The sequence below is a fragment of the Sulfurimonas sp. genome (assembly GCF_029027585.1).
GTDB lineage: Bacteria > Campylobacterota > Campylobacteria > Campylobacterales > Sulfurimonadaceae > Sulfurimonas.
Genome location: NZ_CP093397.1, coordinates 336,716 through 361,140 on the forward strand (window position 1 = coordinate 336,716; position 24,425 = coordinate 361,140).

At 35.2% G+C, this 24,425-nt stretch carries 20 protein-coding genes, 1 tRNA gene, 3 rRNA genes and 1 pseudogene; 2 read left to right on the forward strand and 23 right to left on the reverse strand.

Annotated features, from left to right (window positions below; all coding sequences use genetic code 11):
- Positions 1-14: 14 nt before the first annotated feature.
- From rrf to aroQ, 14 genes and pseudogenes are all read right to left on the reverse strand, one after another.
- Positions 15-130 (reverse strand): 5S ribosomal RNA (gene rrf, locus MOV50_RS01755).
- 348 nt (positions 131-478) lie between these two features.
- Positions 479-3,386, reverse strand: a 23S ribosomal RNA gene (locus MOV50_RS01760).
- Between the two features lie 378 nt (positions 3,387-3,764).
- Positions 3,765-3,841: transfer RNA gene (locus tag MOV50_RS01765), tRNA-Ile, on the reverse strand.
- A 264-nt stretch (positions 3,842-4,105) separates the two neighbouring features.
- Positions 4,106-5,625, reverse strand: a 16S ribosomal RNA gene (locus MOV50_RS01770).
- The 16S, 23S and 5S rRNA genes sit together here with 1 tRNA gene alongside, the layout of an rRNA operon.
- A gap of 542 nt (positions 5,626-6,167) precedes the next feature.
- Positions 6,168-7,201 (reverse strand): annotated as a pseudogene (mnmA, locus tag MOV50_RS01775) (tRNA 2-thiouridine(34) synthase MnmA).
- 1 nt (position 7,202) lies between these two features.
- The gene (locus MOV50_RS01780; RefSeq protein ID WP_321778723.1) at positions 7,203-7,967 is read right to left on the reverse strand and encodes a TIGR00730 family Rossman fold protein; all 765 of its coding nucleotides are present in this window, start codon (positions 7,965-7,967) and stop codon (positions 7,203-7,205) included.
- A gap of 2 nt (positions 7,968-7,969) precedes the next feature.
- Positions 7,970-8,842, reverse strand: a complete 873-nt coding sequence (fliY, locus tag MOV50_RS01785; protein WP_321778724.1) for a flagellar motor switch protein FliY — start codon at positions 8,840-8,842, stop codon at positions 7,970-7,972.
- Positions 8,843-8,846: 4 nt separating this feature from the next.
- Positions 8,847-9,941 (reverse strand): flagellar motor switch protein FliM, encoded by a 1,095-nt coding sequence (fliM, locus tag MOV50_RS01790; protein WP_321778725.1) that lies wholly within the window; start codon positions 9,939-9,941, stop codon positions 8,847-8,849.
- Position 9,942: 1 nt separating this feature from the next.
- The gene (locus MOV50_RS01795) at positions 9,943-10,626 is read right to left on the reverse strand and encodes an RNA polymerase sigma factor FliA (protein WP_321778726.1); all 684 of its coding nucleotides are present in this window, start codon (positions 10,624-10,626) and stop codon (positions 9,943-9,945) included.
- On the reverse strand, positions 10,623-10,958 hold the full coding sequence (locus MOV50_RS01800) for a hypothetical protein (RefSeq protein WP_321778727.1): 336 nt from the start codon (positions 10,956-10,958) through the stop codon (positions 10,623-10,625). Before MOV50_RS01800 ends, MOV50_RS01795 begins: the two co-directional genes overlap by 4 nt.
- A gap of 33 nt (positions 10,959-10,991) precedes the next feature.
- A complete protein-coding gene (locus MOV50_RS01805) occupies positions 10,992-11,876 on the reverse strand; it encodes a P-loop NTPase (RefSeq protein ID WP_321779626.1) in 885 nt (294 codons plus the stop codon).
- Positions 11,873-13,144, reverse strand: coding sequence for a flagellar biosynthesis protein FlhF (flhF, locus tag MOV50_RS01810; protein WP_321778728.1), 1,272 nt, complete (start codon positions 13,142-13,144; stop codon positions 11,873-11,875). Before flhF ends, MOV50_RS01805 begins: the two co-directional genes overlap by 4 nt.
- Positions 13,141-13,626: a 2-amino-4-hydroxy-6-hydroxymethyldihydropteridine diphosphokinase gene (folK, locus tag MOV50_RS01815; protein WP_321778729.1), complete on the reverse strand. Its 486-nt coding sequence runs from the start codon at positions 13,624-13,626 to the stop codon at positions 13,141-13,143. The genes flhF and folK overlap by 4 nt, the downstream gene beginning before the upstream one ends.
- Before the next feature lie 10 nt (positions 13,627-13,636).
- Positions 13,637-14,119, reverse strand: a complete 483-nt coding sequence (aroQ, locus tag MOV50_RS01820; RefSeq protein WP_321778730.1) for a type II 3-dehydroquinate dehydratase — start codon at positions 14,117-14,119, stop codon at positions 13,637-13,639.
- Between the two features lie 85 nt (positions 14,120-14,204).
- On the opposite strand from aroQ, the gene MOV50_RS01825 reads away from it, so the two are divergent.
- Both MOV50_RS01825 and sppA read left to right on the forward strand, forming a co-directional pair.
- Complete coding sequence (locus MOV50_RS01825) at positions 14,205-15,425, forward strand: metal-dependent hydrolase (RefSeq protein ID WP_321778731.1); 1,221 nt, start codon at positions 14,205-14,207, stop codon at positions 15,423-15,425.
- Positions 15,425-16,294, forward strand: a complete 870-nt coding sequence (gene sppA, locus MOV50_RS01830) for a signal peptide peptidase SppA (RefSeq protein WP_321778732.1) — start codon at positions 15,425-15,427, stop codon at positions 16,292-16,294. The genes MOV50_RS01825 and sppA overlap by 1 nt, the downstream gene beginning before the upstream one ends.
- Before the next feature lie 6 nt (positions 16,295-16,300).
- On the opposite strand, the gene MOV50_RS01835 is transcribed toward sppA, so the two are convergent.
- From MOV50_RS01835 to thrB, 9 genes are read right to left on the reverse strand one after another with little or no spacing between them, the layout of a single operon-like run.
- Positions 16,301-16,900 carry a hypothetical protein gene (locus tag MOV50_RS01835; RefSeq protein ID WP_321778733.1) on the reverse strand — a complete coding sequence of 200 codons (600 nt, stop codon included), beginning with the start codon at positions 16,898-16,900 and terminating at the stop codon, positions 16,301-16,303.
- On the reverse strand, positions 16,897-18,081 hold the full coding sequence (gene xseA / locus MOV50_RS01840; RefSeq protein ID WP_321778734.1) for an exodeoxyribonuclease VII large subunit: 1,185 nt from the start codon (positions 18,079-18,081) through the stop codon (positions 16,897-16,899). The genes MOV50_RS01835 and xseA overlap by 4 nt, the downstream gene beginning before the upstream one ends.
- An 11-nt stretch (positions 18,082-18,092) precedes the next feature.
- Positions 18,093-18,812, reverse strand: a complete 720-nt coding sequence (gene ubiE / locus MOV50_RS01845; RefSeq protein WP_321778735.1) for a bifunctional demethylmenaquinone methyltransferase/2-methoxy-6-polyprenyl-1,4-benzoquinol methylase UbiE — start codon at positions 18,810-18,812, stop codon at positions 18,093-18,095.
- Positions 18,813-18,815: 3 nt separating this feature from the next.
- Complete coding sequence (ribD, locus tag MOV50_RS01850; RefSeq protein WP_321778736.1) at positions 18,816-19,826, reverse strand: bifunctional diaminohydroxyphosphoribosylaminopyrimidine deaminase/5-amino-6-(5-phosphoribosylamino)uracil reductase RibD; 1,011 nt, start codon at positions 19,824-19,826, stop codon at positions 18,816-18,818.
- On the reverse strand, positions 19,820-20,269 hold the full coding sequence (locus tag MOV50_RS01855) for a ribosome maturation factor (protein ID WP_321778737.1): 450 nt from the start codon (positions 20,267-20,269) through the stop codon (positions 19,820-19,822). Before MOV50_RS01855 ends, ribD begins: the two co-directional genes overlap by 7 nt.
- Positions 20,269-20,625 (reverse strand): 30S ribosome-binding factor RbfA, encoded by a 357-nt coding sequence (gene rbfA, locus MOV50_RS01860; protein WP_321778738.1) that lies wholly within the window; start codon positions 20,623-20,625, stop codon positions 20,269-20,271. Before rbfA ends, MOV50_RS01855 begins: the two co-directional genes overlap by 1 nt.
- Positions 20,626-20,637: 12 nt before the next feature.
- The gene (gene infB, locus MOV50_RS01865; protein WP_321778739.1) at positions 20,638-23,265 is read right to left on the reverse strand and encodes a translation initiation factor IF-2; all 2,628 of its coding nucleotides are present in this window, start codon (positions 23,263-23,265) and stop codon (positions 20,638-20,640) included.
- Complete coding sequence (locus MOV50_RS01870) at positions 23,249-23,512, reverse strand: DUF448 domain-containing protein (protein ID WP_321778740.1); 264 nt, start codon at positions 23,510-23,512, stop codon at positions 23,249-23,251. The genes infB and MOV50_RS01870 overlap by 17 nt, the downstream gene beginning before the upstream one ends.
- Before the next feature lie 31 nt (positions 23,513-23,543).
- Positions 23,544-24,425 carry a homoserine kinase gene (thrB, locus tag MOV50_RS01875; RefSeq protein WP_321778741.1) on the reverse strand — a complete coding sequence of 294 codons (882 nt, stop codon included), beginning with the start codon at positions 24,423-24,425 and terminating at the stop codon, positions 23,544-23,546.

The window sequence follows — 24,425 nt, forward strand, 5'->3', positions numbered from 1 at the left end:
GTAAGAAATGATCAACTAGGCAGCGACCTACATTCCCACAGATGCAATCTGCAGTATTATCAGCGATGAGAGGCTTAGCTTCTGGGTTCGGAATGGGACCAGGCGTTTCCCTCTCTCTATAGCCACCTAGACAATCACATATAAAGATACCTAAGTATTTTTATATGTGACTGTATGAGTCAATATGAGTGAGTACTCATTAAATATTAATTGCTAAAGTCTGGCTCTAAAAGCCGATACTCCCGTCGCTAAAGCGTAAGTGGGGTACAACATCATCTTAGTAGATAATCGGGGTCATTGGTTGAATATTTTGTTGCAAAGCAATTAAATATTAAAGCTGTGACCTCTGTAAGGCTAAACAAACAGTTAAAACTGCCTATTAAGTTTACATCTTCAAAGAACTAAATAACTTCTGCGCTTTAGCGCTAATACACTAAACAAGGTAGTGAACGAATTGTATTTCTAATTAAAGAAATGTATAAAAAAGACAAACGATCTATTAGTACTGGTCAGCTAAACAGATTGCTCTGCGTACACATCCAGCCTATCAAGCAGTTAGTCTTACTGCGATCTTCAGGGAGAGTTCATCTTAGAGTTGGCTTCCCGCTTAGATGCTTTCAGCGGTTATCTCATCCGTACGTAGCTACCCAGCGATGCTCTTGGCAGAACAACTGGTGCACCAGTGGTACGTCCAACCCGGTCCTCTCGTACTAGGGTCAGCTCTCTTCAACTCTCCTACGCCCACGGAAGATAGGGACCGAACTGTCTCACGACGTTCTGAACCCAGCTCGCGTACCGCTTTAAATGGCGAACAGCCATACCCTTGGGACCTGCTCCAGCCCCAGGATGCGATGAGCCGACATCGAGGTGCCAAACCTCCCCGTCGATGTGAGCTCTTGGGGGAGATCAGCCTGTTATCCCCGGCGTACCTTTTATCCTTTGAGCGATGGCCCTTCCACACAGAACCACCGGATCACTATGACCGTCTTTCGACTCTGCTCGACTTGTATGTCTTACAGTCAGGCTAGCTTATGCCATTATACTCTACGAGGGATTTCCAACCCCTCTGAGCTAACCTTTGTAAGCCTCCGTTACTCTTTAGGAGGCGACCGCCCCAGTCAAACTACCCACCAGACATTGTCCTCGCACGAGATAATCGTACCGAGTTAGCTATCAGAATATTCAAGGGTGGTATCTCAAGATTGCCTCATCATAATCTGGCGACTATGAATCAATGGCTCCCACCTATCCTGCACATGAATATCCCAATAGCAGTGTCAAGCTATAGTAAAGGTGCACGGGGTCTTTCCGTCTTTCCGCGGGTAGGAGGAATTTTCACCTCCACTACAATTTCACTGGATCCATTGTTGAGACAGCTCCCATCTCGTTACGCCATTCATGCAGGTCGGTATTTAACCGACAAGGAATTTCGCTACCTTAGGACCGTTATAGTTACGGCCGCCGTTTACTTGTGCTTCAATTCATGCCTTCGCAAAGCTAAGCAATCCTTTTAACATTCAAGCACCGGGCAGGCGTCACACCCTATACATCCTCTTACGAGTTAGCAGAGTGCTGTGTTTTTGGTAAACAGTCGGGAGGGACACTTTGCTGCGACCTTGTAATGCTTTGGGAAGTAAATTCCCTAACACTTAAGGCACACCTTATACCGAAGATACGGTGCTAGTTTGCAGAGTTCCTTAACAATGGTTCTTCCACGCGCCTTAGAATACTCATCTCACCCACCTGTGTTGGTTTACGGTACGGGCAACATTACATCTCGTTTAGAGGCTTTTCTCGGCACGACAGTATCAACGATTCAGTTCGCTCTCCGAAGAGATTGAACTGCCTGTAAGATCTCGGTTGCATGAGAAGCGGATTTTCCTACTTCTCAACCTACTTCCTTCGAGCCACTATTCCATCAGTGACCTCGTTTAACTCTATGCGTCCCCCCATCACTCAAATGATGTAATGTCGGTATAGGAATATTAACCTATTTGCCATCGTCTACCCCTTTCGGACTCGACTTAGGTCCCGACTAACCCTACGATGACGAGCATCGCGTAGGAAACCTTGGGTTTACGGCGAAGGAAATTCTCATTCCTTTTCTCGCTACTCATGCCTGCATGCTCACTTCCATCCGCTCCAGTACTCCTTACCGGTATACCTTCAGCGCTGAATGGAACGCTCTCCTACCACTTGGTAGTTATACCAAATCTAAAGCTTCGGTGTTTATCTTAGCCCCGTTATATTTTCGGCGCAGAATCGCTAGACCAGTGAGCTGTTACGCTTTCTTTAAAGGATGGCTGCTTCTAAGCCAACCTCCTGGTTGTCACAGCAACTCCACATCCTTTTCCACTTAGATAAAACTTTGGGACCTTAGCTGTTAGTCTGGGTTGTTCCCCTCTCGACATAGGATTTTATCACCCTACGCCTGACTCCCGAGGTTACACATACAGTATTCGGAGTTTGATAGGGTTTGGTACCGCGGTAAGCAGCCCTAGCCCTGTCAGTGCTCTACCCCTGTATGCTAATGCTCGAGGCTATACCTAAATATATTTCGGAGAGAACCAGCTATCACTAAGTTTGATTGGCCTTTCACCCCTATCCACAAGTCATCCCAACAGTTTTCAACCTGTACGGGTTCGGTCCTCCACTGGCTCTTACACCAGCTTCAACCTGCTCATGGATAGATCACTTAGTTTCGGGTCTGCAGCATCTAACTATGTCGCCCTATTAAGACTCGCTTTCGCTACGGCTCCCCGTTAGGTTAACCTTGCTAGATACCACAACTCGCAGGCTCATTATGCAAAAGGCAGTCCGTCACACTTGTATTACCGAAGTAATACAATAGTGCTCCGAATGATTGTAAGCCATAGGTTTCAGGTTCTATTTCACTCCGCTCACCGCGGTCCTTTTCACCTTTCCCTCACGGTACTTGTTCGCTATCGGTCTAGTAGTAGTATTTAGGGTTGGAGGGTGGTCCCCCCATATTCAGTCAAGATAACACGTGTCCCGACCTACTCGTTCCTTAGTCTAGTATCATATAAATGCTTTCGCTTACGGGAGTATCACCCTCTATGCTCACTCTTTCCAAAGTGTTCTGCTAACATCTATATTATCACTAAGTGCCCTAATCCAATTTCGCTCGCCGCTACTCTCGGAATCTCGTTTGATTTCTTTTCCTTCAGGTACTGAGATGTTTCACTTCCCTGAGTTCGCCTCTATATAAATATAGATAACATGAATCGCTCCATGCTGGGTCGCCCCATTCAGAAATCCCCGGATCAAAGCTCTTTGGCAGCTCCCCGAGGCTTTTCGCAGCCTAATACGTCTTTCATCGCCTCTACTAGCCAAGGCATCCACCTATGGCCCTTAATATCTTTTTTAATTAATATTAAAATGTTTGAATAAGATTTAACTCTTACTCTTTGTTATTCTAATTTGCGTTCACTACCTTGGTTAATGTATCATTTATATTCCCATTAAGAAATGCTTATGCCCTTGTGGTACAAGTTCCTTAATTTCGCTTGGACCGCTGTGGTCACTAAAGCTAAATATATATTCAACAAATAATCAAGTTAGTAATTTGTTTATTGTAGTTATTTAGTTTATAATTAATAATTGACTTATCTTATAATTTAATATACGATTCGTTTCTTATTATTATATGTTGACTTTAACAATTATAATTTAATGAACTTTTTGGTTTAAAAACCAAATCCAAATACTTATTTTAAGTATTTGGATTTGATTTCTTACAAAAATGGTGGGCCTACCAGGACTTGAACCTGGGACCTCACCCTTATCAGGGGTGCACTCTAACCAGCTGAGCTATAGGCCCTAAAGTGTCTACTGATATTCCGACAAAGGAACTAGTCCCTTTCTCTCGCTTGGACCGCTGTGGTCACTAAAGCTAAACTCTTTCGAGTTAGAGTATCAATTCATAATTCAAATGAATTCTGATCACTGAAAACTAAGCAAGTAAAGACTAATAATAACTAATATCTTCGACAGAAAAGAATTTAGTTCTTTTCTGCATTGGCTTTTACGCCTTATGAGATTTTCTTTGTAAGATAAACAAATGAATGTTTACTCTTTACTCTAGAAAGGAGGTGATCCAACCGCAGGTTCTCCTACGGTTACCTTGTTACGACTTCACCCCAGTCGCTAATTCCACCGTAAGTGGTAGCCTCCCGAAGGTTAGCTTCCCAATTTCGGGTGAAATCAACTCCCATGGTGTGACGGGCGGTGAGTACAAGACCCGGGAACGTATTCACCGTAGCATTGCTGATCTACGATTACTAGTGATTCCAGCTTCATGGAGTCGAGTTGCAGACTCCAATCCGAACTGAGAGACGCTTTAAGAGATTAGCTCCACCTCGCGGTATCGCAACTCTCTGTACGCCCCATTGTAGCACGTGTGTAGCCCTAGCCGTAAGGGCCATGATGACTTGACGTCGTCCTCACCTTCCTCCTCCTTGCGAAGGCAGTCTCTTTAGAGTGCCCAGCTTAACCTGCTGGCAACTAAAGACGAGGGTTGCGCTCGTTGCGGGACTTAACCCAACATCTCACGACACGAGCTGACGACAGCCGTGCAGCACCTGTTTTCATGCTCCCCGAAGGGCACCTCTGTATCTCTACTGAGTTCAATCAATGTCAAGGCTAGGTAAGGTTCTTCGCGTATCTTCGAATTAAACCACATGCTCCACCACTTGTGCGGGTCCCCGTCTATTCCTTTGAGTTTTAATCTTGCGACCGTACTCCCCAGGCGGAACACTTAATCTGTTAAGTGCATCACCGAGATGACAAGCATCCCGACGACTAGTGTTCATCGTTTAGGGCGTGGACTACCGGGGTATCTAATCCCGTTTGCTCCCCACGCTTTCACGCCTTAGCGTCAGTAATGTTCCAGGAGATCGCCTTCGCTTTCGGTATTCCTAGTGATATCTACGGATTTTACCCCTACACCACTAATTCCATCTCCCCCTCCCATACTCTAGGTTAGTAGTTTCAAATGCAGTTCTACAGTTAAGCTGTAGGATTTCACATCTGACTTACCAACCCGCCTACGCGTCCTTTACGCCCAGTGATTCCGAGTAACGCTTGCACCCTCCGTATTACCGCGGCTGCTGGCACGGAGTTAGCCGGTGCTTATTCATATGCTACCGTCATTTTCTTGACATATAAAAGGAGTTTACACACCGAAATGCGTCATCCTCCACGCGGCGTTGCTGCATCAGGGTTTCCCCCATTGTGCAATATTCCTCACTGCTGCCTCCCGTAGGAGTCTGGTCCGTGTCTCAGTACCAGTGTGGCGGATCATCCTCTCAAACCCGCTACCCGTCATTGTCTTGGTAGTCTCTTACACTACCAACTAACTGATGGGATATAGTCTCATCTCGAAGCGAAAAAACATTTACCAACTCTACTTATGTAGAGAAGGACTATTTGGTATTAATCATCGTTTCCAATGGCTATCCCAATCTTCGAGGCAGATTAACTATATATTACTCACCCGTGCGCCACTCGTCAGCAACTAGCAAGCTAGTTCTGTTACCGTTCGACTTGCATGTGTTAAGCACGCCGCCAGCGTTCACTCTGAGCCAGGATCAAACTCTCCATAATTATCTGTTTCCTTGAAACGGAACAAGTCCCGTTTCAATTCCTTGCACTAAAGCTACAAACTAACAAGTAGTTTGAGAATTGATGTTTGGAGTTTAGAAACTTTTATCATGTAAAGTACTTATTGCTAAGTATTACTGATCTTTTGCCCAAGAATTAAAATTCATTGGCTTTGATTGTTTTATAGTCTAAACTAACTACTGCTTAAAGTATTAGTTACGACTTTTTGTATAGTATCTATTACTATTTGGGAACCAAACATAACCTAAGTTATATCTGGTAACTAATAGAATAGACGGTTGTTGTTATATTAGTTATTTCTAAGTAACATTTCCAACTTAATAGTTATTATTAAGTCTATTACTTGCTTAGTTTTCAATGATCTCAAACATCTCTGAACCTCTTATGGCTCTTGACTCCTAAACTTTAGGTGTCTGTGTTTGTGGACGGGAATTATAGACAAGTGTTGCTTAGTCTGTTCTTAATGTTTCGAAATTGTTTTGGGATTTATTATTTTTTGATTTTTTGCAATGTTTGGATTGTACTTAAACAGCACAAATCCAACCACCACCGATTAGTTTATCATCATCATAAAAAACAGCTGCTTGACCCGTTGCAACACCAAATACACTCTCTTTTAGTGTTACAATTGCTTTATCATTTTCTATGATTTTCACATGACAAGCTACAGCTTGTGTTCTGTACCTAACTTTTATTGTAGTATCAAATTCTTTTGAATCGTTAAACATATTAAGATGTTCTAGTTTAATATCAAAACATGATAGTTCTTCTTTTTTCCTACCGTTATAGTATTATTTCCAGCATCTATACTCAATACATAGTGAGGTTCATGCGCACCTTTAACTGTAAAGCCTTTTCTTTTTCCTATTGTATAATGCATATAACCTTTATGCTCACCAACTATATCACCATTTTTATTCAAAACATCACCAACATTATCCACATCTACATAGTCTTTTAATAAATCTGTATAAGTTGTTTCAACAAAACAAATTTCACTTGATTCAGCTTGACTTGCATAAGATTCTAAACCTTTTATAGAAGCAGCCATTTTTTTAATATCAACTTTTTTTCTTCTGCCTAAAGGGAAAATAAGTTTTGGTAAAATGTCTTTTTGCACATAAAAAAGAAAATAACTTTGATCTTTTGTATCATCATCTGCTTGATAAAAATACTTTCCATCTGTTTTTATATAATGACCTGTTGCTACAAAATCTGCACCAACACTCTCTGCAAACTTTACCATTTCTCCAAATTTCAAGTTTCTATTGCATAAAGCACATGGATTTGGTGTTTTTCCTTCAGCATAAGTATCTATAAATGGTTGAAAAACTTTTTCATTAAATGTTTCTTGTAAGTCTAGGACATGTAATTTTATACCTACATAGTCAGCAGCTTTTTGCGCTCTTACTTGATGAATTTCATGATAACCAGGTTTTGAATGAAGCTTCATGTATATGCCTTCACACTCGTAACCTTCTTCTTTAAGCAATAAAGCTGATACTGTTGAGTCAACTCCTCCACTCATTCCTATTAAAACTTTCTTTTTTGTACCCATATTATCTACTTTTTAAATTTTTATTTAAAGAGAACTCTAAAAGTCCCTTATAATATTTTGTATCTTCTAAACCAACTTCTTTTAATATTTTAATTTGTTCTAAAAGTGATTCTTCAATTTCATTTACAACTAACTTCAAGTCATCTGTTAAAGTAATCATATGAAAATCATCTTCATCAATCATGCCATCTTTTACTAGTTTATCTTTTATAAATCCAATTAAAGGACTATAAAAATCAACACCAACTACAAAAACCTTAACACCTATAATTTTTCTTGTTTGAATAAGAGTTAAAGCTTCAAACAGTTCATCTAAAGTTCCATATCCACCTGGAAAGATGACATAAGCAATAGAGTATTTAACTAACATTACTTTTCTTGAAAAAAAGTAATCAAAACTTAATTCTTTTGTTGTGTAGGGATTTACGGCTTGTTCAAATGGCAAATCAATATTTAAACCAATAGACTCTATATCTTTATGCTCATGCGCGCCTCTGTTAGCTGCTTCCATAACTCCTGGTCCACCACCAGTCATAACATTAAAACCAATTTTACCTAGCATTGATGATAATTTATGAGCCTTTTTGTAGTAAGGGTTACTCTTTTTAGTTCTAGCACTTCCAAAAATTGTAACTGTTGGACCTAAATCACCGAGTTCATCAAAACCTTTTACAAAATCTGCCAATATTTTAAAAACACTCCAAACATCAGCAGACTTTATATCTTTTATATATTTTTTAACTATTTCATCTTTTTTTGCATTCATAGCTATGTCTTTAACTGTGTTAATCTTTCTCTTTTAGTTCCGATTGAAGTAATTTGAACACCAAAGTTTCCATCAACAATAACAACTTCACCTTGAGCAATAACATGATTATCTACTAATATTTCTAAAGGGTCATTTGCTAATTGATTTAACTCGATAACTGAACCTATATCCATATTTAGTACATCTTTTAAAAGCATTTTTTTCTTACCTATCCTAACTCTTACAGGAAGTTTAACATCCATAATAAGAGAGATATTATTCATTTCATCATTATTTAATTTTACATTTGCTACTGATGATGATTCAGACATAGCTTCAACACCAGATTCTGAATTTTGAGTAGGAGCTTCTACTTTTTCTTCGCCATTAATCATATTACTTAGTTTATCATCTATGATAAACATAAACAACGAACTTAACTCTCCAATCTTAAATGTATAAACAAACATTTTAGAGTAATCTTCAAGCGTAACTTCTGCGTCATCGCCAACTAACTCTATCGTGTCTATTTTAAAGGAAAGCACAGGTATAGTTTTTTGTGCTGAGAGAGAATTTCCAATAGCTCCAAAAATATTGGATATTATCTCTTTAGTAGCATCTATATCATCTTCGCTAACATCTTCTCGGTCACTAGCTTCTTCACCCATCATCATATCAGACAAAGATGCAGAAAGATTAGGAGTAAGAGCAATCATCGCCGTTGCATCTACTGCACCACTTACAGTTACTTTAGCAAGAACGATAGGAGGTATTATATTTGATATTATTGTTAAAACTTGTTCTTCTTTTAACTCTAAAGTCGGTGCTTGTCCTATAAGAGCCTCAATGGTTCCTGTCGTTTCATCTTGAAATAACTTCATAAAATCATTCATCTATTTACTCCTTCTCTGCTTTATTAATATCTTCATCATTTATTATCTTTCTTACTCCAGATATTTTATCATGTCTTATATCTTCAAAATTTTCCAATGCTCTTTTAACTGCATCTTTTTCTGTATCTATTACTTGTGTTATTTGTATTGATTTTCTAAATCTTCTAAGTCCTATCTTTCCATTAAATCTAGCTTTACCATCTATACTCAAACTTACAATATCATCAGCAGCATTTGAAAGTTTAACAACATCACCAATTTGCAACTCAAGTACATCTTTCATAGTAAACTCTGCATTTCCAAGATTAGCTTCTACTGTAACTTTTGCGCCACCAAGCAAAACTTGTAGTTCTGTATTTCTACTTTTTTTAGAGCTTGTTTCATTTAGCATCAAATCTCTACTTGCTAATTTTGGTAATATTGGTTCAAGTGAAATAACAGGGTAGCATATATTCATCATGCCTGAACTATGTCCAATTATAATCTCCATGACAACCATAACAACAATTTCGTTTTGTGCAACAATTTGAACAACATTTGGACTTGACTCTTTAGACTCAACATTAGGATAAACTTCCATTACTGGTCCCCAAGCCTCTTTTAGTGTACTCATCATAACGCGTAAAATAGTTTCAAAAAGACTTAATTCTATATCTGAAAACTCTCTACTAGCGTCAAAAGGTTCACCTTTTCCACCTAAAAGACGATCGAGCATCGGAAATGCTATGGAAGGGTTAATCTCAATAACACCACTACCTTCTAGCGGTTTAACCGAAAACACATTAAAACTTGTAGGGTTTGGAAGTGACATTAAAAATTCACCATAAGTCATTTGATCAACTGAATGAAGTTGAATCTCAACAATAGAGCGCATTATAGATGATATTTGAGAGGCTAAACTTCTTGCCATTTTATCATGAACACCACGAAAAGCACGGAGCTGTTCTTTTGATACTCTATTTGGTCTTTTAAAGTCATATAGAGTTACTTGTCTTTGAGGAAGAAGGCTATCTTCTCCACTTTCAAAGACATCTTCACCTTCATCTTCTACAACATCGAGTAATGCGTCAATCTCTTCTTGGGAAAGTATATCTGCCATTTTACGCCTCTACACTTTCTTTGATTTTATGAATAACTGACTTATGAATTTGGGAGATTCTTGACTCTGTTATATCTAATATTTCACTAATCTCTCTAAGCGTCAACTCTTCAAAATAATAAAACTGAATGATTAATTGTTCTCTTTGAGGATATTTAATCAAAATATTTTTAATTACAGCTACCAACTCTTCTTTTTCAATAAGAGCTAAAGCAGCCCCTTCATCCCCAACTTGAAGTTGGTCATGCAGTGGCATGACTGTATAAATCGTAGATGCTATCCTAGCATCATGAACTTTTTCTTCACTCTCTTCTAAGATAACAGCAAGCTGGGCATCTGTTGGCTCATCTTCATTGGTAAGTCTATATTCTTCAACAGCATAGTCAATCGCTTTTACAAGTTTTCTACTAGCACGAGATAAAATATCTAAACTTCTTAGATAGTCAAGCATCGCACCGTAAACTCTTTTTTTAGCATATCCCCAAAAAGAATCATTTAACTTTTCATCATATCTTCTTGCCAATTTTATAAGTTCTTCAGTCCCAATAGCTGATAAATCCATATAGTCTATAGAACTAGGAAGTCGTTCTTTTAACCTAAACGCCATTGCTTTTACTGCAGGTAAATATTGTAAAGCCAACTCATCTTCTTTATGTTTTATATCTTGAGTATAAGCCGCTATCATGATTTTTGTCCTGGCATTTCTTGTGCATTAATTTTTACAGCAGCCTTTGTTATTTTACATACTGAATCGATTAACTTTTCTCTTTTGTTTATCTCTTTTACAAATATATCCAAGTCTAATTCATGCTCATCTTTTGGGAAAAAATATGCTTTTGCTGTGATTGTTCTAAAATAAAAGGCAACTATAATATGAGCAAAAAGATAGAAAAAAGTTGTTATAAAAAAAGTATATACGAGTAGACCTTCAGCATCAAATGATTTTAATATGCCAAATATTATTCCGACAAAAAAGCCTTGAACTGTAAAAAAATATACAAAGTTTTCACCTAACATCCATGTACCCCAAAATATAACTATTCACAATTATTAAAAATGCTCCATTAGGCGTTTAAAAAGCCCTGTCAACCCACTTTCATTAGGAGTTACTAGCACATTTCGTTCCAATTTACTTATTATCTTATTTGCAATCTTTGTTATGTCTGTAAAAGAAATCGACGAAGGATGCGTAACACAAAAAAGTTCTCGTCGCTTGACTGATGATGATATTTTAACATCACTATTTATTTTACCAATGAGTTGAAGGTTTAAATTTTCTCCAATATTTGCCAAAGCGACCTTACTTATTTTATCAAAAACTGCATTTGCTTCTTTCTCATTTTTGACTTGATTCATTATTAAACCAATATCATTTCTAAGTGTTGCAACTGTTTTTATAGTTGCATAAGCATCTGTGATGGCTGCTGGGTCTGGTACTGTAACAACTATAACATCATCAGCAGCATTTAAAAACATCTGAATATGCTCACCTATTCCTGCTCCTGTATCTATTATCATAACATCAAGCTTATCAAGAACTTGTGCTTCTTCCATAAACCTTTTAAAAAGTGCAGCATCTGCATATTTAATGATTTCATCACCACTCTCACCTGGTATGAGAATAAGATTTCTTGTTATAGGAATCAATATGTCTGATACTGTTGCTTCGCCTTTAAGAACATGTAAAATATTTTTTTTGATTTTAACATTAAACATTACATCTAAATTTGCTAAACCAATATCGGCATCAAAGATTCCAACATTTAGTCCACTTTGAGCCAAGACATAAGCAAGATTAGAACTAATTGTACTTTTCCCAACCCCACCTTTGCCACTAGTTATAGCAATAAATCTAGTTTTTTTTGCTTTTTTATTTACCTTTTTAGCCTTAGATGCTACAAGTTCTTCGAGTTTTTCGGCTTGATGTCCCATTATGCTTTGCTCCTGTTAAAACCATTTAGAAGACAATCCACTAAAAAATCGCTACTTGCATTTACTAAATCTTCTGGTACTTCTTGTCCAACTGAAAAATAACTTATCGGTTTTCTTGTTTCATACACAAGTGAAAAAATATTTCCAAAACCTGTTGTTTCATCAAGCTTAGTAAATATAATAGTATCGATATTTAAACTAGAAAAGTTTTCATATGTGACTTTTAAATCTTCATATTTAATGGAACTCGGCATTACTAAAACTACATCAACTTCATACTCTGTGTCATTGGCATCTAGACATTCATATATTTTTTCTATTTTGCCTTTATCATAAGGACTTGAACCCATAGTATCTATGAGAATGTAATCACAATATCTAAGAGAATTTAGAGCAGTTGAAAATTCTGGAGGATCAACAACTGTTTCAATTCCTAGCTTCATCATTCTTGCATACTGCATTAACTGTTCAACCGCACCAATACGATAAGTATCTAATACAACAAGTCCAACCTTGTAGTTTTTTTCCAACAAGTACGAATATCTCGCTGCCAATTTTGCGATAGAAGTTGTTTTCCCAACTCCTGTCGGTCCAACTAGCATGATTACCTTTTTAGAGCCAACGCTTGGCGTACTCTCTCTTCTTATTGGTATCATTTTTCTAAGAAGTGTTTGAAAATATCTCTTAACTGTACTAGAATTTTCTCTCATTTTTAATGGCATATGCTCTAATGTTATTTTCATTATATCGTCTAGATGTTCTCTGTCCATACCACTCTTAGATGCCAATCTATATATCTCAGCAAACTCTGAAGGTATTTGACTCTCTAAATCTGGTGATTTTTCATCCCAAAACATATTTTGAATGATTTTTACTTTATCGCCTAGTTTATTTATTTCAGCTTTTATCTCTTTAAGTTCTTTTGGTTCACTTAATCTCGGAGTTGGTTTAACAGGATTATATTCATAAAGAGGGTCAGTTACATTTGCTATTTTTGATATTTGAGTTGCAGCATTAGATATATCAAACAAAATATCTTCACTCTCTTGCTTTAGTGGTCTTTGTTCTTGTAGAGGTTTGGCTCTGTTTGTATATGTAGCCTTTATATCATTTCCATCTATACCAATTACGATCTCAAATAGAGCTGGTTTTCCTAAGGCCTTTTTTCTGATTTCTCGTGTTTCTATTAGTAAACCTTCATCCCCTATCTCCAATTTTGCTTTTTTTAAAGCTTCGGAGGGAGAAGAACCAGTAAATGTAAGTATTTTCATTTTAAACCTTCTAGGGGAATAACTACGCTATCTCTTTTTGCCCATTGTGCATGAGGAATTACCAATCTATTGGTTTTAACAATTCTGTTGTCAAAAAATATAATATCCAAATCTAAAGTCCTTGGAGCATTAGCAAAACTTCTTTTGCGAGCAAATTTATTCTCTATACTATGCAAATATCTTAAAAAAACTAAAGGTTGCATATTAACTTGTAACACAATTATTGAATTAAAAAAATCATCTTGGGCTTCAAAACCAAAAGGAGGATTTTTCAAAATCAATGATGTTTGTAAGAGTTCAATTCTTTTATCTTTTTTTAAATTTACAAAAAGATGTTCAAACCTTCGTTTAACATCTCCAACATTACCACCTATTCCAACAGTCACTTTATATCTGTTAAAACTTTTCTTCTTACATTTAAATGGAAAACGCAAACTTTTAAAAATTGTTAAATTTTCATTTAGCCTACGCTTTATATCCATACTACGCAGATTACTCTGCTGTTTGTGGAGTTTGTGATTGCATCTCTTGAGCAGCTTTCATCTCACTCATAATTTGCAACATTCCCATCATTGCTAGGTGATAACCAAAAGGACCAAAACCTATGATTGATGATGTACAAACAGGTGCAATCATATTTTCTTTTCTAAAATCTTCACGACGGTGAATATTACTGATATGCACTTCAATCGCTGGAATTCCAACAGCAGAAATAGCATCTCTTATTGCGATAGAAGTATGTGTATATGCAGCTGCATTGATAATTATACCATCTACCTCACCATAACATTCTTGAATTCTATCTACTATTTCACCTTCAAGATTACTTTGAAAAAATTCTACTTCCAAATTATTTTGACCAGCAAAATCTTTCATTTGTGAATGAATTTGTTCCAATTTCATTGGACCATAAATTTGTTGCTCACGAACACCTAACATATTTAAGTTTGGACCTTGTATAACAGCTATTTTCATTTATTACCTTTTTTAAATCTTTTAAGGAGTTATTTTATCTAAAAATAGCATAATCTATTTTAAATTTCAGATAAAAGATTACAATATGCAAATTATAACTCCAAACTACATATTAAGCCCAGATGCTTTACTTCAAAATCTCTCAGTAGCTTTTGACAAAACAATACATAGAATTGCTCCACTTGATCAGTTAAAAAAAGAATATCCAGATGCAAAAGTAACAACTTTAAAAAAGAACTCTCTTTTAATGCCAGGGCTTATAAATGCTCATGTGCATCTAGAGTTTAGTGCCAATAGAACTAACCTTAGATATGGTGATTTTATGACTTGGCTTTATAGCGTTATTGAAAATAGAGAAGAGCTTGTAAATAACTGTGATACAAAGTGTATGACAAAAGCAATAGATGCTATGCTTAACTCAGGAATCACAACTTTTGGAGCGATAAGTTCTTATGGAATGGACTTACAAGGTTGTATAGACGCTAAGCAAAATGTTATCTTTTTTAATGAACTTATAGGCTCTCAAGCAAACATGGCAGATGCACTTTTTACAGATTTCAGCACTAGATTAGATGCTTCTAAGGCTGTAAATAAAGATGGTTTTTATCCTGCTATTGCCATTCATTCTCCTTACTCTGTTCACCCTATTTTAATACAAAAAGCTCTTAAAATTGCAAAAGAAGAAAACCTAAAATTAACTGCTCATTTTATGGAAAGTGACGCTGAGAGAAATTGGCTTGATAAGAGTGATGGCGACTTTAAAAAGTTTTTTAAAGAACTTCTAAATCAGCATAATTCTGTCAGTGATTCAAAAGAATTTTTAGAATACTTCAACTCAAAAAATACTTTGTTCACTCATGTTATAAAAGCAAATGAAGAAGAGTTAAATAGTATCGCTTCAAATGGACATACAATTATTCACTGTCCAATCTCTAATAGACTTTTAGGTAATGGCACTTTAAATATAAAAGAATTAAACGATAAAAAAATTAGATGGATTGTTGCAACTGATGGACTGAGTTCAAACTATAAACTAGACCTTTTTGAAGAGATGAAAATATCTCTTTTTATGCATAGTGATGCGCCTCTTTTAAGTTTTGCAAAGGCACTAATAAACGGAGTAACAAAAGATGCAGCAGATGCTCTTGGATTAAACACAGGTGAGATAAAAGAGGGGAAAAATGCTGATATGCTTATAGTTGACTTAGAAGAAAAACCAACTGACGAGTTAGCCATTCATTTAATACTTAATAGTTATAATATCTCAAAAGTTTTCATAAATGGAAAACTAGAAAAAGGCAACTAATGCAATTTATTAAAAAATTATTCTCACCAATAACAGCAACAATGAGTTTTATTCAAAATCATTTCAAGGCTATGATATTTATACTCATACTATTTTTAATCTTTGCTCCTTCAAGTGATGAAAATTTTACAACACATAACTTACAGCAAATCAATCTAGTTGGTCCAATAATGGAAGTTTCAGAGGTTTTACAACAGATAGATGACGCAACTATAAACAAAGATATAAAAGGGGTTTTACTTGTAGTAGATTCTCCTGGTGGAGCAGTTGCGCCTTCTATTGAAATCGCATACGCCATAAAAAGATTAAAAGAGAAAAAACCTGTTGTTGTTTATGCTGCGGGAACTATTGCAAGTGGGAGTTACTATGCTAGCATCTGGGCAGATGAAATTGTTGTAAATCCAGGGTCTATGGTTGGGAGCATCGGTGTCATTATGCAAGGTGCTGATGTTAGTGAACTAATGAGAAAGATTGGTATATCTTCCCAAAGTGTTCAAGCTGGAAAATATAAACAAATAGGAACTCCAAACAGAGAGTGGAAACCTTATGAAGTAAACGAATTAAACAAAGTTATTCAAGGAACTTATGACATGTTTACAAAAGATGTTGCAGATGCAAGAGGACTTGACATCAAAAAAAGAGAACAGTTTGCAAACGCTCATATTTTTACAGCATCTCAAGCCAAAGAAGTAGGTTTAATTGATGCACTAGGTGTAAAGTATGACGCAAAGATAAAACTTATAAATCTTAGTGGAGTAACAAATCCAATTTGGAACAAAGAAGATAAGTTTGATAAAATAATGAAGAAACTATCTGCTCAAACAGCAGTGACACTTCATACTTATTTTCCTAGTTTAATCTTAAAATAGTAGAGATTATAACTCTACTATTTTTATAACATTATTTGTATTTTTAAAAATTCTCGCAACTCTATCTTGCCATAATTCTCCAAACTCTTTTATCTCTAAAGGATTAGCATTCCCCGACATCATTTTTTGCATTAAGGGTTGCATATCTGGGCTTGGCATTACAGAAGATGGGTCATAAAAAACATCTACGCTTTTACCATTATCTATTCTTGTAAATCTAGCACTAGAGCTAATATTTGATTTAAAGTCCATCAAAGAGTGTCTAGCAAATTTTCCTGCTAATCCTTTAAAACCACTTTTATCAGTTGCTCCTGTGATTTGAGAAACAACATTACTAATTACACCAGCAACACCATCTTCTAAGTCCTCTTTAAACTCTACTTTGATATTTCCACGGATTACAGTTTCTCCGCTATAAAGTGTCTTTAATGCCTCAGCAGTGATAAGATAAGCACCTGCAACAGTCGGGCAACTATGTCCAGCTGATTTTACAGCATCTATATAATTAAACTCATATTCTCCACCTGAAAATGCACCTAAAACCGCTGACAGAGGGTCTTTAACTTTGATACTTTGAACTTCATCATAAAACTTTGGGTAACTCATATCTTTTCCTTTTTTATTACTTTTGCACTTAAAAATATTTCATCACTCTGAACTTCAAAATCATCTCCAAGTTCAAGAGTAGCTATATCAATAATTTTTGAATTTTTTGATACTTGTGCAAAACCTTTTTTATTTTTGAATTTTGGATGGTTGGATTTTAACATAGTTTCAAGACTCTTTAGTTGATTTTGAGCAATATTTATTCTCATATCAATAGCATGAGAAAAAGAGTTTTTTAAGACTTTTATTTCTTGCATCTTATACTCTAGTTTTTTTTCCATTGAATGTCCAGCATATAACTCAAATAGATGTGAAATTTCAGCTTTTGAATTTGATATTTTTTGAGAAATCACTTGTGAATATTGAGATGAAATAGAATCTAAATTTTGTAGAAGTTCATTTGTATCTGGCAAACACATCTGCATGGCAGCACTAGGGGTAGGCGCTCTTAAATCTGCAACATCATCACTTATAAGATTATCTATTTCATGTCCAACTGCTGAAACTATTGGTGTTGTGGCTTTAAAAATTGCATCTGCTACAATCTCTTCATTAAATGCCCACAAATCCTCTATGCTCCCACCACCACGACCTATAACGATAAAATCATATTTTTTAGTATCAGCAATAATAATAGCATCTGATATTGCTTTACAAGCACCATCTCCTTGAACTAATACATCATAAATATCTATCTCCAAAGCTCGATATCTTTGATTTGCTATTCGTAACATATCTTGAAGTGCTGCTCCAGATGCTGATGTTATAAGTGCTATTTTTGAAGGAAATTTTGGAATTTGTTTTTTTATGCTTTGCTCAAAATAACCTTGGGCAAAAAGTTTTTTCTTTAACTGCTCATAGGCTAAGGCTAAAGCACCTTGACCTGAGGGCTGTATATCAAAACAATTGATTTGGTAAGTTCCACGAGGCTTATAAAGTGTTATAGCTCCATCAAGTACAACTTTCATACCCTCTTCTAAGTTAAACTTGAGCTTAGAAGCATTTCCTCTAAACATTACCCCACTTAGAGATGATGAAGAATCTTTTAAAGTAAAATATATATGTCCGCTACTGTGAAAAGTTATACGAGATAATTCCCCCTCAACATAAACACGAGTAAAACTACTCTCTAAAAGTGCTTTAATCTGCTCATTTAAAGAAGATACACTAAGTGTGTACAAAGTCTTAGTTCCTATTTTTTTCTAGCAATAAGAAGAGTTGAGATATCCATAGAAAAACTTTTTGTATAAAGCATCTCAAAACCTGTATTTTCTAGTTCTTTTTGCATATTTTCTACTGTTGAAAAATCTTCTATTGAATTTGGTAAGTATTCATAAGCTTCTAAATTTTTACTTATTGCCCCACCTACTTTTGGTAAAACTTTATTCATATAAAAATCTCTAACTTTGCCAAGTGTTGAAGGATTTTCATTTTTCATAAATTCTAATATTACTACAAGTCCATCTTTCTTTAAAACTCTGTTAAACTCTATTAAAGCTTCTTCTCTTTGAACCACATTTCTTATACCGTAAGTTATGCTTAAAATATCTGCACTAGCATCTTGGAGTGGAATTTTAGTGGCTTGTGCAATATGGTAATTAAATTTAGGATATTTTTTCTTTGCTACATCAAGCATACCAACAGATGGGTCAACACCAATAATTTCACCAATTGCGATGCCATTTACTTCAGCTCTACTTCTCCAAAAATCCATCATATCACCAGTTCCACAAGCGATATCTACAATTTTATCAAGTGAATCTTTTGCATAAAATTCATATGATAAATCACATGCTTTTCTTCTCCAAGACTTATCTACTCCCATGCTCATTACACGATTTGCCCTGTCATAAGTTGGGGCGATGTCATCAAACATCGATACAATTTTACTTTGTTTTTCTTCTTTTTGCATATTTTATGATTCCCTTTTCATCCACATAATTATATCTTTCTCAACTTGACATAGATTTAAAATTTTAAATTTATACTCATTACTATTAAAGCTTGAATTACTACTCATAGTGGGAGATATATAACATAAATGATAATCAACCTCTTCTTTACATAGTTCAAGCATATTTGAGCTACCTTCTATCATAATATTTTTGTATTGTTTTAAAAGTGAAAAGTTATCTGCTATTGTTACTTTTCTTTTTCCTACATCAAATAAAGGAATAGTTTTATCAAATTCTTTTTCTCTTGAAATTATTAATATATCTGGTGCTTTTCCATTTACGAGTCTAGCATCTAAACGAGGTCTATCCATCCTAACAGTATTACCGCCAATAACAAGTAAATCACATACATTTCTCATCGCATGTACATTAATTCTAGATTTTTCACAACTAATTTGACCGCCATCCATTGAAGCATCTAGTCTTTGTGCCCATTTAAAAAATACAAAATTTTCTTTTTGCCATTTATTAAAAGGTTGAATCAATTCTTCACATTCTTTTTGCATTATAGAAGTTACGACTTCAACTCCATTTTTTTGCAAAATATCATTACCACCAGATGCTTCTTTGTTAATATCGTTAAAGCCTACATATACTTTCTTTATACCAAGACTAGAAATTAAAGATGCACAAGATGGTGTTTTTCCAATATGGGAGCATGGCTCTAGGGTAGTATATAAACTTATATTTTTAAAGCAGTTTTTATGATTACTTAAAAGATAAGTATGGATTTCTTTTGATGAAGTAATATTTGAAATTTTATCATCATTAGTTAGATTTATATAGGCATCTCTTAAAGCCATAACTTCAGCATGTGGGAAACCTGATTTTTGGTGTGCTTGTATTGCTAAAAGTTCGTTATTTTTCCCAACTATCGTACAACCAACAGCAGGATTAGGATAAGTTAAACCTTGATATTTCCAAGCCTCTTTAAGAGCAAGACTCATAAAAAAGTTAGAGTCTATTACCATTCAAAGTAAGTTTTAGCTTTAGAGATATCGTTAAACTCTAACTCTACTGTTTCATTTTCTACTTCAACAAATATTTTAGAGCTTTCAACCTTAGCTAAAAGACCTCTTACTTTTTCTTTTTTCGTAGTATAAATTGATACTTTCTCACCAATAGATTTTTTAAAATTGTTTAATGAAGAGAGTTTTCTTTCAATCCCAGCAGTCCCTACTTCAAGTCTATAATCACCAGAAACTGGAGGAGTAACATCAAGTAGTGGAGAGATAAGATGCGTAAGTTCTACACAAGTATCTAAACTTACCCCTACTCTTTTACCATCTGTTATTTCACTAGACATCACGCTTACACGAAAAATAGTTTCATCATTTTCACTAACTACTGCAGTATCATATAGTTCTAAATCTACTGAAATAACTAACGATTTAATATCACTTTCTAAACTCATTATGAATCCTTTGCAATTTTTTTAAATAATTCTTCTATATTTTGTGACTTTGCAAACTGTTTATCAAACTCAAAAGTCAGTTTTGGGCATCTATACCAACCTTGATCTTTTAAACAAAAATTTTCAACTATTGGAGAAGCTTTTCTAAGTTGTCTAAGGTAAGTATTTTTATCAGATTCACTATATGAAGACGGATTTATATAAACTTTTGCATCACTTCTACCACGAGAACATTTTACTTCAACTATATCTAAGTCATGAAGCCTATTGTCATTTAACTGACCTAGTGCTTCTGGAATCAACTCTAAAAGAATAGACTCTGTTCTTTTTATTTTTATTTCAGCTTCGTTATTCAATGAATTTCTCCCTTATAACGATACTGTTTGTTCAACTTTTCTGAATGTTTCAAGAATATCGCCTGGTATAACATCATCATATCCACTAATAACAACACCACATTCATAACCATTACCAATCTCTTCAACATCATCTTTAAAGCGTTTAAGTGAAGTAAGTTCACCTTCATAATGAACAACACCATCACGAATAACACGAACCATTCCACCACGGATAAGTCTTCCATCAACAACAACAGAACCAGCGACAACACCTTTAGGAATTTTAAATACTTCTCTAACTTCAGCTTGACCTGTATTTTCTTCAGTATATTTTGGAGCCATCATTCCTGTAAGCATTCCAGTAATATCATCAATCAGTTGATAAATAATTGAGTAAGTCTTAATCTCAACACTTTTTTGTTTTGCAGATGCTTTTACAACACCTGTTGGACGAACATTAAAACCAAGAAGAACACAGTTTTCAGAATTATTAACTAATTCAACATCATTTTCTGTAATTCCACCAACTCCTGCAGAGATAATATTAACCTTAACTTCATCATTTCTAAGTTCCGTTAAAGATGATTTAATAGCTTCAAGTGTACCATGAACATCAGTTTTAAGAACAATTTTAAGTGACTTAAGTTTGCCCTCTGCAATCATTGCTGTCATATCTTCTAGTGAAGATTTAGTGCTTATTGAAAGTTCTTTATGTCTATCATACTCATGTCTTTTTAATGCATATGCTTTAGCTTCTTTTTCAGACTCCATTGCAGTCATAATCTCTCCAGCAGCTGGAACAATATTTAGTCCAGCAACAACAGCAGTATGACTTGGTTTAAGAGTTTTGATTTGTTTGTTATTTTCATCAATAAGTGCTTTTATACGACCATACGCAGCACCACAGACAACATAATCACCAACTTTAAGTGTACCATTTTGAACGATTACCGTTGCAACTGGACCACGACCTTTTTCTAACGAAGATTCAACAACAGCAGCTTTTGCTAGTGCATTTTCATTTGCTTTTAACTCTAAAATTTCAGCAGTTGTAATAATGTTTTCAAGTAAATCATTTATACCTAAACCACTTTTAGCAGATACAGGAATAAACTCAACATCTCCACCCCAGTCAACAGGGTTGATGCCATGTTCAGCCATCTGACCTTTGACCATATCTGGTTGAGCTGTTTCTTTATCCATCTTATTTAGTGCAACTATAATCGGAGAACCTGAATCTTGAGCCAATTTAATAACTTCAAGAGTTTGTGGTTTAACACCATCATCAGCTGCAACAACTATAACAATAATATCTGTAATCGCTGTACCTCTTTTACGCATAGAACCAAAAGCTGCGTGACCTGGGGTATCTATAAATGTTATTGCTTGACCTTTTTGATGAACAGTATAAGCACCAATATGCTGAGTTATTCCACCAGCTTCGCCCTCTGTTACTTTTGCTTCACGAATAGCATCTAGGAGTGAAGTTTTACCATGATCAACATGACCCATGATTGTAATGATTGGAGCTCTTGGAGTTGCATCTGGATCATTCTCAATATCTTCAACTTCTTGAGTAAACTCATCTTTAGGATCAATGATTGTCACTTCAACTTCAAACTCTTCACTTAAAATTTCAATTTCATCATTTCCTAAAAAATTATTTTTAGTCATCATCATACCAAGGTCAAAAAGAACTTTTATGATGTCTGATATTGGTCTATTTAAAGCTTCTGCAAATTCATAAACACGAATATCTTCAGGAATTTCCACATGAGTTACAACTTCATCTACTTGTGTTACTTTTGCATATTTTTTTCTTTTATCACGAGAAACTCTTCTACCACGAGGAGCTTGCTTTTTGTTAGCATTTCTACCAGCTGGTCTTGGTTGTCTAGGTCTTCTTGGTTCTTCTACAGGAAGAGGTGCTCTTTCAGTTGAGTTTAAATCAAGAAGAGTTACTTGATCATCCATATCCATAGATACATCATTCATTGCACCACCAAAGATATCCATTCTTCTACCTTGTTCTTGCTTTTTAGCATTAGAACTTGAACCCTGTCTTGATTTTTTCTTTTGAGCTAATTCTTTTAAAACTTCATCACTCATTTTTCCATAAGAAGATACTGTTGTTTGTTTTTGAGGAAGATTATAGTTTTCTTCTACCTTAGGTCTTTTCTTTTTTACAATCTTTAATCCAGATCGTTTAATCTTACCATGAGCCAATGGAGAGATTATTCTAATAGAGCTTTTTTTCTCTACTACTTCTTTTTTAACTTCTACTTTAACATCTTTGTCTGTAGCTTCAGGCTCTTTAGTTTCTTCTTTTTTTGAAACTTCTTGAGTAACTTTTTCTTCCTTAACAACTTCTTCTTTTTCTTTAACAGGTTTCTCTTGGACAGTTTCCTGTATCACCTCTTCTTGCTTAGGTTCTTCTTTTTTAGGAGTATCACTTTTGACTTTTGCAGCAGGCTTTGTTGGCGCAGAAGGCACTTCACCATTCATAATAAAGTTTGCCAATCCTTCAGCTTGTTCCATAGTAACTGTACTTTGTGCAGATTTTACTTCAAGACCCATATCTGTGGCTTTTTTTAGAACATCTTTAGAAGCTATACCTAGCTCTTTTGCAATTTCGTGTACTTTAACTTTTTCTATCATCAGTGATGATCTCCTTTAGTTTGGTCGTAAATTTATTTCTATCTCCACTTTTGCATTGACGCATAAGTGCTTTTAAAACTTTTTTTTCATTCAAAATGCAGTTTTCGCATAAATAAAAACTTCTTCCAATGCCAGAATGTAACTCTAATGAACCTTCAATACATTGAAGTCTTAGTAGCTTACTTTGTTCTTCTCTCTCTCTACAAGAAATACACATTCGAAGAGGTTGTTTAAAATTTTTCGCCATTATATCTAAAACTTACTTGATTTAATAGAGCTTAGCGCTCTATAATTAACCCATTATTATCAAAGTCTAAAATTTTCACTTCAAAATCTGGAAATTTTTGCTTTAATTTGTTTGCAATTGCTGCTGAATCTTCATCATAACTCATGGAAAAAAAGGTTGAACCACTCCCTGAAAGCGTACTCATTAAAGCTCCCGCCTCATATGCAATTTTTTGAACTGAAAATAGTTCTGGTAAAACTTTCATTCTTGCTTTTTGGTGAAATCTATCTTGAGCGGCCAACTTTAACATCTCCCAATCTTCATTGAAAAAAGTTCCAACAGTTAAAGCGGTGTGAGATAAATTGTAAATTGCATTTTCTTTAGAATATGATTTAGGTAAAAGAGTCCTTGCTTTTGAAGTGTTTATTGGCTTATTTGGTATCGCAACTATCGCCTTTAAATATGATGGAAGGTGTTTTCTTTGTGAAAATACTTTATTTTTCTCAACCGTTGCAGCATTAAAACCACCCATAACAGCTGGAGTTATATTATCAGGATGCGATTCATAAACTAATGCATGGTTTAAAATTCTTCTTTTACTAACTCTAATACCAGCCGCTTCATGAGCACTTGCTATAGCACTTACTATTACCGCAGATGAACTTCCAAGTCCTCTTGAGATTGGAATTTGGTTATAAAAAGTAAACTTAAAATTTTGTTTTTTTTGAGTCAATCTTGCATAATGGTCATTGAAGATACTTACAAAAAGGTTATTGCCCTTAAGTCTTGGGTTATTTTCACCCTCACCTTTAATATTTACACTAAAAAATTTCGATGGATGAAATTCAACTTTATTTCTCATATCTACTGCTAAACCTAAAGAATCAAAACCCGGACCTAGATTTGCGCTTGTTGCTGGTACACTTATTGTCAA

Bases quoted from the DNA above. Each gene is read 5' to 3' on its own strand.
- fliY (WP_321778724.1), bottom strand. From the start codon at position 8,842: ATGAATGATTTTATGAAGTTATTTCAAGATGAAACGACAGGAACCATT.
- MOV50_RS01825 (WP_321778731.1), top strand. From the start codon at position 14,205: ATGCAAATTATAACTCCAAACTACATATTAAGCCCAGATGCTTTACTT.
- MOV50_RS01780 (WP_321778723.1), bottom strand. From the start codon at position 7,967: ATGAATGCAAAAAAAGATGAAATAGTTAAAAAATATATAAAAGATATA.
- MOV50_RS01800 (WP_321778727.1), bottom strand. From the start codon at position 10,958: ATGTTAGGTGAAAACTTTGTATATTTTTTTACAGTTCAAGGCTTTTTT.
- fliM (WP_321778725.1), bottom strand. From the start codon at position 9,941: ATGGCAGATATACTTTCCCAAGAAGAGATTGACGCATTACTCGATGTT.
- ubiE (WP_321778735.1), bottom strand. From the start codon at position 18,812: ATGCAAAAAGAAGAAAAACAAAGTAAAATTGTATCGATGTTTGATGAC.
- sppA (WP_321778732.1), top strand. From the start codon at position 15,425: ATGCAATTTATTAAAAAATTATTCTCACCAATAACAGCAACAATGAGT.
- folK (WP_321778729.1), bottom strand. From the start codon at position 13,626: ATGGATATAAAGCGTAGGCTAAATGAAAATTTAACAATTTTTAAAAGT.
- aroQ (WP_321778730.1), bottom strand. From the start codon at position 14,119: ATGAAAATAGCTGTTATACAAGGTCCAAACTTAAATATGTTAGGTGTT.
- MOV50_RS01870 (WP_321778740.1), bottom strand. From the start codon at position 23,512: ATGGCGAAAAATTTTAAACAACCTCTTCGAATGTGTATTTCTTGTAGA.
- MOV50_RS01835 (WP_321778733.1), bottom strand. From the start codon at position 16,900: ATGAGTTACCCAAAGTTTTATGATGAAGTTCAAAGTATCAAAGTTAAA.
- MOV50_RS01855 (WP_321778737.1), bottom strand. From the start codon at position 20,269: ATGAGTTTAGAAAGTGATATTAAATCGTTAGTTATTTCAGTAGATTTA.
- infB (WP_321778739.1), bottom strand. From the start codon at position 23,265: ATGATAGAAAAAGTTAAAGTACACGAAATTGCAAAAGAGCTAGGTATA.
- ribD (WP_321778736.1), bottom strand. From the start codon at position 19,826: ATGGTAATAGACTCTAACTTTTTTATGAGTCTTGCTCTTAAAGAGGCT.
- flhF (WP_321778728.1), bottom strand. From the start codon at position 13,144: ATGAAAATACTTACATTTACTGGTTCTTCTCCCTCCGAAGCTTTAAAA.
- MOV50_RS01795 (WP_321778726.1), bottom strand. From the start codon at position 10,626: ATGATAGCGGCTTATACTCAAGATATAAAACATAAAGAAGATGAGTTG.